Source organism: Sphingobium aromaticiconvertens, assembly GCF_037154075.1.
In the GTDB taxonomy this organism is placed as follows: domain Bacteria; phylum Pseudomonadota; class Alphaproteobacteria; order Sphingomonadales; family Sphingomonadaceae; genus Sphingobium; species Sphingobium aromaticiconvertens.
On record NZ_JBANRJ010000001.1, the window covers coordinates 2703672 to 2716504 of the forward strand.

The 12833-nt window shown below is 57.0% G+C and carries 11 protein-coding genes; 7 read left to right on the forward strand and 4 right to left on the reverse strand.

From position 1 onward, the window contains the following. Positions 1 to 285 precede the first annotated feature (285 nt). Positions 286 to 738 carry an Lrp/AsnC family transcriptional regulator gene (locus tag WFR25_RS12975; protein WP_336971398.1) on the reverse strand — a complete coding sequence of 151 codons (453 nt, stop codon included), beginning with the start codon at positions 736 to 738 and terminating at the stop codon, positions 286 to 288. A 126-nt stretch (positions 739 to 864) separates the two neighbouring features. Between WFR25_RS12975 and WFR25_RS12980 the strand changes: the two genes are divergently transcribed. From WFR25_RS12980 to WFR25_RS13010, 7 genes are all read left to right on the forward strand, one after another. Next, positions 865 to 2088 carry a thiamine pyrophosphate-dependent enzyme gene (locus WFR25_RS12980; protein WP_336971400.1) on the forward strand — a complete coding sequence of 408 codons (1224 nt, stop codon included), beginning with the start codon at positions 865 to 867 and terminating at the stop codon, positions 2086 to 2088. A gap of 1 nt (position 2089) precedes the next feature. Further along, positions 2090 to 3106, forward strand: a complete 1017-nt coding sequence (locus WFR25_RS12985; RefSeq protein ID WP_281824535.1) for an alpha-ketoacid dehydrogenase subunit beta — start codon at positions 2090 to 2092, stop codon at positions 3104 to 3106. Further along, positions 3106 to 4398 carry a dihydrolipoamide acetyltransferase family protein gene (locus WFR25_RS12990; RefSeq protein ID WP_336971402.1) on the forward strand — a complete coding sequence of 431 codons (1293 nt, stop codon included), beginning with the start codon at positions 3106 to 3108 and terminating at the stop codon, positions 4396 to 4398. Before WFR25_RS12985 ends, WFR25_RS12990 begins: the two co-directional genes overlap by 1 nt. 4 nt (positions 4399 to 4402) lie before the next feature. Continuing rightward, entirely contained in the window at positions 4403 to 5800 is a 1398-nt protein-coding gene (lpdA, locus tag WFR25_RS12995; protein WP_281824531.1) for a dihydrolipoyl dehydrogenase, read from the forward strand. Positions 5801 to 5927: 127 nt separating this feature from the next. Then, a complete protein-coding gene (locus WFR25_RS13000; RefSeq protein WP_336971404.1) occupies positions 5928 to 6398 on the forward strand; it encodes a MarR family winged helix-turn-helix transcriptional regulator in 471 nt (156 codons plus the stop codon). 200 nt (positions 6399 to 6598) lie between these two features. Next, entirely contained in the window at positions 6599 to 7147 is a 549-nt protein-coding gene (locus WFR25_RS13005; RefSeq protein ID WP_336971405.1) for a TetR/AcrR family transcriptional regulator, read from the forward strand. Positions 7148 to 7166: 19 nt separating this feature from the next. Then, the gene (locus tag WFR25_RS13010; RefSeq protein ID WP_281824528.1) at positions 7167 to 7484 is read left to right on the forward strand and encodes a hypothetical protein; all 318 of its coding nucleotides are present in this window, start codon (positions 7167 to 7169) and stop codon (positions 7482 to 7484) included. Positions 7485 to 7487: 3 nt separating this feature from the next. Here the strand turns inward: WFR25_RS13010 and WFR25_RS13015 are convergent, their stop codons facing one another. The 3 genes from WFR25_RS13015 to WFR25_RS13025 form a co-directional block, all read right to left on the reverse strand. Further along, positions 7488 to 8819, reverse strand: coding sequence for an MFS transporter (locus WFR25_RS13015; RefSeq protein WP_336971406.1), 1332 nt, complete (start codon positions 8817 to 8819; stop codon positions 7488 to 7490). 261 nt (positions 8820 to 9080) lie between these two features. After that, positions 9081 to 10544 carry an MFS transporter gene (locus WFR25_RS13020; RefSeq protein ID WP_336971407.1) on the reverse strand — a complete coding sequence of 488 codons (1464 nt, stop codon included), beginning with the start codon at positions 10542 to 10544 and terminating at the stop codon, positions 9081 to 9083. After that, entirely contained in the window at positions 10481 to 12760 is a 2280-nt protein-coding gene (locus WFR25_RS13025; RefSeq protein ID WP_336974891.1) for a TonB-dependent receptor, read from the reverse strand. Before WFR25_RS13025 ends, WFR25_RS13020 begins: the two co-directional genes overlap by 64 nt. Positions 12761 to 12833: the final 73 nt, after the last annotated feature.

The window sequence follows — 12833 nt, forward strand, 5'->3', positions numbered from 1 at the left end:
GTGACGCGGAGCACGATTATCGTGAAGATGCGCCAGAAACCCTCGGCGAGGCATACGACGCCAACGGGCAGCCCAATATCACCTTCATCGAAGCCAAGCTTGCGGCTTTCGCGAATAAGTGGGCTCCTCGCGTCAATGCCACCTTCCGTAGGCGCTTACCAATGTTGTCCCGATTTTGCTTTGCTCTGATGTGGAATGGTGGCACCTACGCACGATGTTACGTCGCTGCGGAAATGCTTGGCACTCCCATCCAAGCCAGCCACAATCATATTTTTGCTACCCAAATCAGATCGGCAAAGCAGTCGTCATTTTGACACATCCTAGCGCAAATCGCGAATTCACGGCGGCAACGCCCGGGAGATGAAGTAGTACCTTTTTCAGGAAGGTTTCATATGTCTCAATACTTTGCGTGACGATCCTGGCCATATAATCACTTTCGCCGCTCACCGAGAAGCATTCAACGATTTCAGGTTGCCGCGCCACTGCTGCTTCCAGCGCTAGCAGCGTCTCCTCATCATGTTGTCGGAGGCGTATCTCGGCGAAGACATTGACTGCCAGCCCCAGCGCCTTCGCATTTAGCAAAATGACCTTGCCGGCGATAACGCCATCGGCTTCCAGTTTCTTGATGCGCCGCCAGCAGGGCGTGTTCGATAACCCCACCCGCTCAGCGATTTCGCCAGTTGAAAGGTCCGGTTGGTCCTGCATAGCGGCAAGAATGTTTCGATCGATTCGGTCCACGAAAGCAAAATCCTAAAATATTTAAAAAAGCGACGTGACGATTGCGCGATATACGCAATTTTTCGCGATTCAGAAATATAAATACCCGTCATACGCACCTATTATAGCGGTCCAGACGGAGTGTATATGACCGATAATGCCGTTCCTTTGCGCCTGCACATTCCGCAACCCGTTGCCCGACCCGGCGATGCCTCACGGTTCGACTATTTGAGCTTCGTTCCTGGAGCCGCGGTACAGCGGCCCGAATTCGACACGCCCGAGCCCGAGTTGAGAGAGTTTCCTTATGGCCTTATTCGCGTCATTGGCGAGGACAATGCTGCCTGGGACCCTGGTCTTGATCCGGAGATGATGCGGTCTGGATTGCGGGCGATGCTACAGACCCGCCTGTTCGAGGATCGAATGTTCCGCGCCCATCGTCAGGGCAAGACCAGTTTCTTCATGAAATCGACGGGCGAAGAGGCCATTGGTGTTGCGCAATCCCTGGCTCTGGCACCTGGAGACATGTGCTTCCCGACTTATCGGGTACAGGGGTGGCTCATTGCGCGGGACTATCCGCTCGAAGACATGATCAATCAGATCTATTCGAACGAAAAGGACCCTTTGAAAGGTCGACAGCTTCCAATTTTGTATTCCGCGCGCGACTATGGCTTTTATTCGCTATCAGGCAATGTCGGCAGCCGGTTTGGCCATGCAGTTGGTTGGGCCATGGCCTCCGCCTATAAGGGCGCATGCCATATCGCTTTGGGCTATATTGGCGAAGGAACGACAGCCGAAGGCGATTTCCACGAGGCTTTGACCTTTGCCAGCGTATACCGTGCTCCCGCGATCCTCGTGATCACCAACAATCAGTGGGCGATCTCGAGTTTCGCGGGGATCGCGGGTGCTGAGCAGACAACCTTTGCGGCCAAGGCGCTCGCTTATGGCCTCCCGGGGCTGCGCGTTGACGGTAATGATTTTCTTGCGGTCTGGGCTGCAACGAAATGGGCAGCTGATCGCGCCCGGGCCAATCTCGGCGCGACCGTGATAGAGTTTGTGACCTATCGCGTCGCAGGGCACTCCACGTCGGACGATCCAACCAAATACCGGCCAGCAGACGAGCCTTCCCACTGGCCGCTGGGCGATCCGATCGAGCGCCTCAAGGTGCACCTGATCGATGTGGGTGAATGGTCTGAAGAACGGCATGCGCAACTTGAATCCGAGCTGACCGAGACACTGCGCGCTGCCCAGCGTGCGGCCGAGGCGATCGGGACGTTGGGGAAATCCAAGCCGAGCGTTGCCGAGATGTTTGAGGGCGTCTTCAAGGAACTTGACTGGCGCGCAATCGAACAGCGCCGCGAGATTGGAATCTGACATGGCGACGATGACCATGATCCAGGCGCTAAACTCGGCGCTCGATGTAAAGCTGGGCGATGACCCTGACACGCTGATCTTCGGCCAGGATGTCGGCTATTTCGGCGGTGTCTTCCGTGTCACCGACGGATTGCAAAAAAAGCACGGTATGCAACGATGCTTCGATGCTCCCATCAGCGAGGGAGGCATAATTGCCACGGCGATCGGCATGGGTGCCTATGGCCTTCGGCCTGTCCCCGAAATCCAGTTTGCCGACTATATCCTACCCGCGTTCGACCAACTCGTCAGCGAAGCGGCGCGGCTGCGCTATCGCTCGAACGGAGAATTCTGGGCGCCGATTACGGTCCGCAGTCCATATGGCGGGGGCATCTTCGGCGGACAAACGCACAGTCAGAGTCCTGAAGCGATCTTCGCACACATCACCGGCCTGAAGACGGTGATCCCGTCCAATCCCTTCGACGCCAAAGGGCTGTTAATCGCCGCGATCGAAGACGACGATCCCGTGATCTTCCTTGAACCCAAAAGGTTGTATAATGGTCCGTTCGACGGGAGGCATGATCAGGCGCTCAAGACCTGGGCAGGTGATCCGACAGCTGAGGTGCCCGAAGGGCATTACACTGTCCCGCTGGGCAAGGCCGCGATCGTTAGGCAAGGAAGCGAAGCGACGATTCTTGCCTACGGCACGATGGTACATGTCGCCAAAGCCGGGATTGCCGACAGCGGCGTCGATGCCGAGCTGATAGATTTGCGTTCCATCGTGCCGCTCGATGTGGACACAATCGTCGCATCCGTCACCAAAACCGGCCGCTGTGTGATCCTGCACGAGGCGTCTCGCTTTGGAGGGTTCGGCGGCGAACTGGCCGCTTTGGTGCAGGAGCGATGCTTCTGGGCGCTAAAGAGCCCCATCGAACGCGTCGCCGGGTGGGACACGCCGTATCCACACGCGTTCGAATGGGACTATTTCCCCGGCCCTGGACGTCTGGCGAAAGCGCTTAAGCGTACAATGGAGAATCACTGATGGGCCGTTATCTGTTCCGGCTCCCTGACGTTGGCGAAGGGGTTGCCGAAGCCGAGATCGTCGTATGGCATGTTAAGCCTGGAGATACGGTCAAGGAAGACCAGAGTCTGGTTGATGTCATGACCGACAAGGCGACCGTTGACATGACTTCGCCGGTCGATGGGACCGTTACGGCAATTCACGGCGACATTGGCTCGATGCTGCCCGTTGGTTCGGTGCTGATTGAACTTGAAGTTGATGGGGTCGGCAATGCTGCGGCAATCACTGAAGAGTTGACGGCTCTGGCACCGAGCGTTTTGGCCGAGCTGAACCCACCGGTAACCGATCCTCCTCCTGCTCTTCCTCCTTCTCCAGCAAAGGGAGAAGGCCGTGCACTGCCGCGTCGTCCTGCAGTCGCTACTTTTGCCACGCGCGCGGAAGGCGACGTGCCGCTTGCGTCGCCGGCCACACGCGCAAGGGCTTTCGAACGCGGGGTTGCCTTGCAGTTTGTGCCTGGGACCGGACCGGGCGGGCGCATCACCGCAGACGATCTCGATGCATATCTGAAAAGTGACGGAGCGATATCCCTCGACGATGCACGTTACATCGCACGCGAAGGCGTACAGGAAACCAAAATCATCGGCCTGCGGCGGAAAATCGCAGAAAAGATGCAGGAGGCCAAGCGTCGTATCCCTCACATCGCCTATGTCGAGGAAACCGACGTCACCGAACTCGAAAAGCTTCGGCAGGACCTCAACGCGCACCGAAAGCCTGACCAACCCAAGCTTACGTTGCTACCCTTTTTCATGCTGGCGCTCGTCCGGGCGCTACCCGACTTTCCACATATAAATGCGCGATACGACGACGATGCCGGCATACTGCACCGCTATGATGGTATTCATATTGGCATCGCAACACAAACGCCGGGCGGCCTCATGGTTCCGGTGGTGCGTCATGCGGAGGCGCACGATCTTTGGAACCTCGCGCGGGAAGTGGCGCGGGTCAGCGCCGCCGCGCGCGATGGCACCGCCGCACGGGAAGATCTCAGTGGTTCGACGATCACGGTCACCAGTCTGGGAACGCTTGGCGGAATTACGACGACGCCGGTGATAAACCATCCCGAGGTGGCAATTATCGGCCCGAACAAAATCGTCCAGCGACCGGTGATAGAAGGCAGCTTCGTGACTGTGCGCAAGATGATGAACCTGTCCTCATCGTTCGATCATCGTATCGTCGATGGCTATGACGCCGCTCTGTTTGTGCAGCGGTTGAAGCGGTTGATCGAGCACCCTGCGCTCCTCTTCATGGAATGATGCAATGACCACATCCTTTTCTCCCAAAGTGCTTGTCGTTGGCGGCGGTCCGGGCGGCTATGTAGCGGCAATCAGGGCCGGACAGCTTGGGATCGATACCATTCTGGTTGAAGCCGACAGGCTGGGCGGCACCTGTCTCATCAGGGGATGCATCCCGTCGAAGGCGCTGATCCAGGCCGCCTCGTTTCATGCCGAAATCACCGAGGCTGCGCGCACGCCCCGTTTTGGTATTGGGCTCACAGCGGCACCCACGCTTGATTTTGGCGTGACGGTTGCTTGGAAAGAGAGCGTGGTCGATCAACTGAGCGGCGGCGTTGACGGATTGCTGCGTAAAGCGAAGGTCAAGGTGATTACCGGCCATGCCGTTTTTTCAGACGCCAAGACATGCACGGTCGAAACGGCTGAGGGTGTCGTCACGATCCGCCCCGAGCATGTTGTCCTGGCGACGGGTTCGCTTCCGGTTGACCTCCCATTCCTGCCTTTTGGGGGCAAGGTGATTTCATCGACGGAAGCGCTATCGCTCCCGCGCGTCCCCCGATCGCTCGTCGTCGTCGGCGCTGGTTATATCGGCCTTGAACTCGGCATCGCCTTCCGAAAACTTGGCGCACAGGTGGCGATCGTTGAAGTAGCTGACCGCATTCTGCCGCTTTATGATGCCAAGCTCACCGCCCCGGTCCTTCGCTGGTTGAAAGTGCATGATGTAGCGTTGTATCTTGAGGCACGCGCGGTGGGCGAAGAAGGGCAGGGGCTCGCGATCGAGACTATCTCGGGTGAACGGAAAATATTACCGGCCGACCAGATACTTGTCACCGTTGGCCGCAGGCCCAACGTGGCGGGCTGGGGGCTGGAGGCAATGAATATTGCCATGAACGGCCCCTTCGTTCGTGTCGATGACCGATGCGCGACATCGACCACGAATGTGTGGGCAATAGGCGATCTGGTTGGTGAACCCATGCTGGCGCACAAGGCATCAGCGCAGGGAGAATGTGTGGCCGAGATCATCGCGGGCAAGATGCGGCGGTTCGCGCCACGCGCTATTCCTGCGGTCTGCTTCACCGAGCCGGAGATCGTAAGTGTCGGACTGTTGCCGCATGAGGTTCCCGCAGGGGTCGAGTCGACCATCGGACAGTTCCCGTTTCTTGCCAATGGTCGCGCACTGTCGATGGAAGCAGGTAGCGGTGGAGGCTTCGTCCGCATCGTTGCGCGCAAAGCGGATCACCGTATCTTGGGCCTGCAGGCCGTTGGGGCTCACATTTCCGAATTTGCCGGAGAGTTCGCAACTCTGATCGAGATGGGGGCGGTCTTGGAGGATGTGGCCGGGATCATTCACGCGCATCCCACGTTGGGTGAAGCCATTCATGAAAGCGCGCTCGCCGCACTGGGACACCCTCTCCACATTTAGGGCTATGACTCCTTTTTATATAGGCTGCAGGATTTCGCCGCTCCGATTTGCTTGCCGACGATGGCGTATATTGACGTCCCCGAGAGAAAATTACATGCATTCTATCTACATTCTGTGAAGTGTTGAGATGGAATTTTATTCGAGCTCGAGTTTTAATACTCAGCAATCATTGGGATATGTCCTTCGCCGCCTACACCAGGCGAGTGCAGCAGATCTTGAGCCGATTTTCGCAGAAGAGTGTATGACGGGCACACAATGGTCTGCCTTGATGTCGATTTCATCCGGTCACAGTACCACCTGTTCTGAGCTTGCCAGGGATCTCAGTTACAATGGTGGCGCGATGACCCGCTTGGTCGACACGATGGAGGAATGCGGCTGGATCGTGCGCCGACGCGATACTTCCGATCGCCGCGTGGTCAAGCTTGCGCTGACGGCTACGGGCCATGAACTCGCCGCAAAATGCAAAGAGAAGGTTATTGCACGCTGGAACCAGCGATTGGAAGGATGGGATCGTGAGAAGGTTACGACGTTGGTTTCGCAACTCCAGGCATTACTGGAAATAGTGGAAACGGTAGGCGGCAAAGGTACACGCCCATGATCGGGAAGTTGATGTAGGCGGATGCGTCATCCTGACAGCATACCGGCTTCACCACCCAATTTTCGCCTGAACCGGCCAGGCGAACGAATGGCAATGAGTTAGGAGTTGGGGGTGATAGAGAGCCAATGGTTGGGAGAACGCTGAACACGGAGACCGTTGGATATCGTGGGCCGGACGACCACGCTGTGCGACTGAAGGTCATGACAACCGCAAAAAGTCATTTCTCGCGTTATGGCTATCACAAGACAACTGTCTCGGACATCGCCAGAGTTATTGGTTTTTCCAAGGCTTATATTTACAAATATTTTGATTCTAAACAGGCGATCGGACACGCGATTTGCTCGCAGGTACTCGGTATTTGTTTGGAACAAACACTGGCTGCGATCAAGGATGGCGCAGATGCTGCCGATCGCCTGAGGAGCTTCTTCGATACCATATGCGTCGCGAGCGCCACATTTTTACTGAATGACCCGAAACTGTATGAGCTTGCAGCACTTTCAGCGCTTGAAAAATGGCCCTGCTACACCGGCTATCGTGCTGCATTGGGGAAAGCTTTGGGCGAGATCATCCTGCAAGGGCGCGAAGCCCGCGAATTCGAGCGCAAGACACCGTTTGATGAGACGATCAGTGGCATCATGCAAGCCATGGAAATTTTCTACAATCCGCTGATGCGCCAGTCTAACTCTGGTATGCTTCAGAGTCATCCGAGGGAGGTGGTCAATCTGGTGTTGCGTAGTCTCGCGCCGTGAATTCGATCATTGGACGAATATGCAATTTTTTGGTCGTCTGTATTGGGGTTGGTCCGATATCTGCGAACTCTTGTACAATCAGGCTGTGTCGGCGCTCGCGCCGATGGCCGACCTCGATAAACGGACAGTTTCGGTCGGGCACAACGTGATAGATTTCACCGAATCGCACGAAGTTATTATTGCTGACCCAGCGCTTGCGATGGAGGATCGCATTTATGCAATGCTCGGGCAGGCTTTGCAGCCCGACCCCGTCTTGGCGAAAGGCTTCGGCCACAAAACGAGGGTCATTTCATGCACTCGCACATCGGCGATCGGGTCGAGCCAAATGATGGATTGAAAGTTATCCTGCCAGTTCGGCAACTCGCGCGCAGCGTCCTGCCAACATGAAGAACCAAGGCGCAACTGCGAGCAACGAGATCGTCGCGAGGATCGCGGGCTGGATAGAATTACCTGTACCCACAGCGTCACTGATAGCACCGGTGAGGAAAGGAAACAGCCCGCTGCCGATCAGGATCACTAGAAGCTTGCTCGTTGCCATCACCGATCCGCGCATCTGCGGTTTAGCGAGCGACAGTATGAGCGCATAGCTCGGGCCGTTAAGGAAACCGCCGATGAATGAGAACAGGATTAACGCTGCCAGGGCGACTCCAAGCGCGCTAGACAGCGCCATGACTATGCCCGCGGCCAGCGCCAGCACAGATGCGACCGCTGGGATCCGCGCGAGCCGCGAGGGCAGACTGCGCGAATAGCGGTCTGCGAAGGGGCCGACCGCAAGTGCCGCGACCGTCTGCGACAATCCATAGCCGAGGCCAACCCAAATCGCGGCCCGACTGACTGGTAGTTCGTGAATACGGACGAGGAACGAGGTGAGCCAAAGAACAAGCGTTGAATTGACGCCGGTCACGATCATATTCCCCAGCAATGCATAGCGTAAAGCCGGATCCCGGACGATAGTGTGCATTACCTCGACCAGACGCGGAGCCTTCGCATTGACGCTTTTTACGGCGGAGCCGATATGCGTATCCTGATTCCCGCGCAGCGGCTCGCGGCAGGTAAAGAACAGCAACGCGGCAAACATCAAACCGGGAAGGCCGGCCACGAGGAAGACCGCTCGCCATTCGAAATGCATAAGGATCCATCCGCCCAGGACAAAGATGACGAGCTGGCCGGCTGGTGCGCCAGCATAATAGATATTGATCGCGGTATTGCGCTGATGCAGCGGGAAGCTGTCCGAGATCAGTGAGACGCTCGCGGGCGACGCGACTGATTCTGCTGCACCAACGCCCATCCGAGCAAGCACCAACTGGATGAAATTACCTGCTATGGCGCCGGACATTGTCAGCAGGCTCCATATCCCAGTGCTCACAGCCAGTAGCGCCCGTCGGTCAATACGGTCGATCAGCCAGCCCATTGGCAGCACGAAGGTTGCAAAGGTGATGGAATAGGCCATGCCGCCCAAGGCACCAAGTTGGGCGTCGTTGAGGTGAAATTCATGCTTCAGCGGTTCGCCGATGACCGAAACCACCGACCGATCGACTGCACCGAAAATGTAGATCAGAAGCAGTATTCCGAGCAAATACCAGCAATAGAGAGGATGCTCCGGTCGCGACATGCCCGCCCACCTAACGCCTTCCACCGCTTGGCCTGCTTCAAAATCGCGCTCCGGTATCATCTTCTGTCTCCAAGTTAATTTTATGGTTTTGAAATTTCGAAGGAAATTCTGAGATCGAGATTGTCAAAAGATGCTCACCAGACCAAGGCAATCATATCGTTTCGTGAATGATTTGGCATGCAGTCTTCGCACAAGACCATCGGCTAACCCGCCGCAAAAAATGTAGTTGGGTCCCAGGCCCGGGCGGTAGGCAACCGCTTCGTCAAGGATTGAAAACAAGTTCCGTCAGGCGATGCGATTTTGTGATTTCCGTACATATTGCTAGGCTAGCTCCAGCGGCAGGGCGCGACCACGTGTCAACCGCCGCGATAGACTCGTTGCCGCACCGAGTCCCCCCACTCCCGTCGCTATGGCAACGGCGAGGAAGGGCTGGTCTGGTGCGAGACTGAAGGCGACTGAGGCGATGCTGGCGCCAGCTATCTGTCCAAGGTGCCGGGCGACCGCCTGCATACCGGCAGCGGCGCCGGCACGTTCGATAGGCGCGGAGGCGAGTAGGGCATGATTGTTGGGTGTCTGGAAAAAGCCGAAGCCAAAACCGCAAAGCGCGAGGCACCAGGCGATGTCTGGCAGTGTGGGATGCAGATCCAGGCATAAGATCAAAGCAAGCCCCGTCGCCATCAGTGCTAGGCCCGCGCCTGCCAGTGTCGCGGTCGCAACCCGGCCCGTCAGCAGACCTGCGAGCGGCGCGGCGCAGGCGACCGCTACCGGCCAAGTCATCATCAGCGGCCCGATTTCGATCGGCGCTATATGCATTGCGCCTGATAGCAGGAATGGCAACGAGATGAACGCCAGCGTCTGCGCACTGAATGCCGCGACCGAAGTTATGATCGACAGCAGGAAAAGTCGAGTTCGCAGCAGGTCGATCGGCACCAGTGGGCTTGGCTGATTCAACGCTCGAGCGAACAGAGCAATGCCGCAAGCCGAGCCTGCGGCGAAGGTCATAAATAGCAGCATCGGAGCCGCGGACAGATGGACCAGTTCCGTCCCTAGGAACAGCATCCCAAGTGTCCCAGCATAGAATGCAGCGCTGACCCAGTCATAACTTGAGCAACGGGCATTATCGGGCAGCGATCGTAGGCCGAGTAATAGCGCCAGGCCACATAGTGGAGCGCTGAGCAGGAAAATCCAGCGCCACGAGGCGATCGCGATTAGCAACGAGGCAACTGAGGGGCCGGCCGCCCCGAAAACGGCGATGATAACAGCGTTGGTGGCGAAGGCCCGCGCCAATCGATCGTGGGGAAAGATGTGGCGTATCAGCGCGCCGTTGACGCTAACGACGCCAGATAAACCGACTCCCTGCATCATCCGGCACATTATCAGCAGGGTCAGGCTTGGCGCCATAAGGCAGCCCAGCGCAGCGACCAAATAGAGCAGCAGTCCGGCGTTGTAGACTCGGCGATAACCAAACCTTTCGCCGAGCGCGGAGAAAGGCAGGAGCGTCAGCAGTGTGCCCAGCTGATTGGCTTTGACCACCCATATCACGGCTGCTGGCGACGCTTGGAAAGCGGTGGCGATCGCGGGCAAAGTGACGCTCATTGCCATCACCTCGATGGAAACAGCCATCAACGTAATCCAGACCGTGCTGGCAGCCATGCCCCGCCGCAGGAACGGCGAGGAATCCTGCGGCAGTGTCGCGGCGCCATCGCAGGATGAGAGATCCCTCAGAACCCGGCCTTGATCGCAACGCCCAATCGGCGCTGAGCCCCGATCGGCGAGGACTGGCATCCTTGGCGGAACACCGTACCATTCACCATGTTGTTGCAATAATATTTGTCGGTCAAATTGTTGATGAAGAGCCTAATGTCGAAATTCTCATCATGGGTGATCAGCCCTACGGTGAGGTTCAGCACACCATAGCCGTCCTGGGTAGCCAATGGATCATGGTCGAGCTGGAACCAAGCCTTGCTGCGATACTGAAAATCACCGCGAAGATAAAGGTCGAACGGTTGGCCGGGCATTGCGATCGTGTATGTCGCTGCAACATTACCTTTGTATTTCGGTGAGTTGACCGCCGCTGATCCGTCTACAGACTGCTGACCTCCAACGCAGGGGCGCGCACCGGGCTCATTGACTTGATTGGGATAGCAGCGCTGCGAGAGGTTTCTGATCTTGGCGTCGAGATAGGAGAAGCCGCCGCTGATGTTCAGCGCTTCCAATGGCTGAGCGTCGAAGTTCAGCTCCAAACCTTTTGCGCGGATATTTCCGGCATTCTGCACGATATTGGTATTGGTGTTGGGAATCAGTGCTGTCACCTGTACATCCTTGGTGTCGGTCTTGAACAGGGCGACGTTCAAGCGAAGCCGCCGGTCGAAGAACTCGGTTTTGAAGCCGATTTCGTAATTCTTCGAAATTGATGGCCGGATAAAACTGTTATTGGGGTCCAGTGGCATGGTCGATATTGTGCGCGGTGCATTACCTTGATCAACGCCCGATCCGACATAGCCCCGGCTGACGGTGGCATAGGCGCGGCTGCGAGGCATGAGTTCATAGCTTAGCCCTGCACGCCCCGCCCATTGGGTTTCGGACTTGGTCCCTCCAAAATCGAACGACGACTGAAAGGGTATGGTCGGCGCCCACGTTGTTTGGCTGAAATTGCTGTTGAAGCGAACAGGCAAATTGCTGAAGGCGTCGCGCTTGTAGGTAAAAGACAATTTCTCCCGGCTGCGTCGATAGCCGACGAACATGTCGAGGCCCGCGACTGGATGGAACGTGATATCTGTGAAGCCTGCAAAAACCTTGTTGCGGTCCGAGGTGTGGGTGATCGGATTGCTGTAATAATAGGGAAAGGCGGCGTCGGCACCGGTCGGCGTGCCTATCAGCGTCACAAACGCCCGGCCGCGGCCTTCGGCTGATAGAAAAGTTGCATTCTCGCCGAACTCGGTTTCCTTGAGATTGGTATGATAAACGCCGACCGTGACGTCGACGAGATCGGATGAATATTCTGCACGGAGCTCCTGCGTGAAATAATGCCAGCGCGTGATCCGGGTCTTTCCACTATCGTTAAATGCCGGCGTACGCGGACTCGCGTAAGGAAAATTCATCGGATCGAGTACGCTTTGGAAAAAGAGCGGTGCCACTGCATCAAGCGCGGCCTTGCGATAGCTGGTGAGGGACTTGATGATCAGGCCTTGGCCGGCACGCCAAGTCAGATCAGCGACACCACCGCCGGTCTCCTGCCCATTGGTGTAAGGCTGGAACGTCGCAATCCCAAAAGGATCACGATACGCCTCCCCCAAGAGCGCGATCTGCCGCGAAGCAATATCGGGAACTGTTGGAAGCTGATAGGCCTGCAGCGGAACGATGACGGAGGCGGATCCCATTTCGCTGTTGTCGTGTAGATAATCGCCGCTTATCATCAGATCGAGGTCGGAGCCGAGATCGATCGCAAGTTTACCTTGGAAGCCGTAGACCTGGTGCTTTCCGGCGTCTTCGGCCCCTTCGGCGTAGTTCTTGATGTAATCGGAATTCCGACGGTGATAGCCAAACAGGCGTAGCCTTATGCCGTCGGTAATTGGCGCGTTGATCACGCCCTTCACCAACGTCTCGATATCGCCCTGTTTTCCCGCAATCAGCTCCCCGGCGACATAGCCTTCCAGCATGTTGGTCGGTGCCTTTCGCACAATGTTGATCACTCCCCCGGTTGCGTTGCGGCCATACAGCGTCCCCTGCGGTCCGCTTAGCACTTCGACTCGTTCTATATCGCCCAGCTCGCCGGCGAATTCGGCAGTGCGAGCAAGCGGAACTCCATCGACAACCACCGACACCGCTGGTTGGATGCCGATGCGATAGACATAGGATCCGATACCGCGGATGTTAAATGTCGCAAATGAGGGGACCGCTCCGGTGGTATAGGTAAGCGCCGGCGATATCGAGGGTAAATCGGAGGCCGCTTTGATATTGCCCCGCTCGATCGCGGTGTCTGAAACAACGCTGATCGAAATCGGTACTGTCCGCCGTCAGCACCAATGGCACAGATTTGAGGTTGTAAATTAAGGAGGGTTTGGGCTTCGTCGT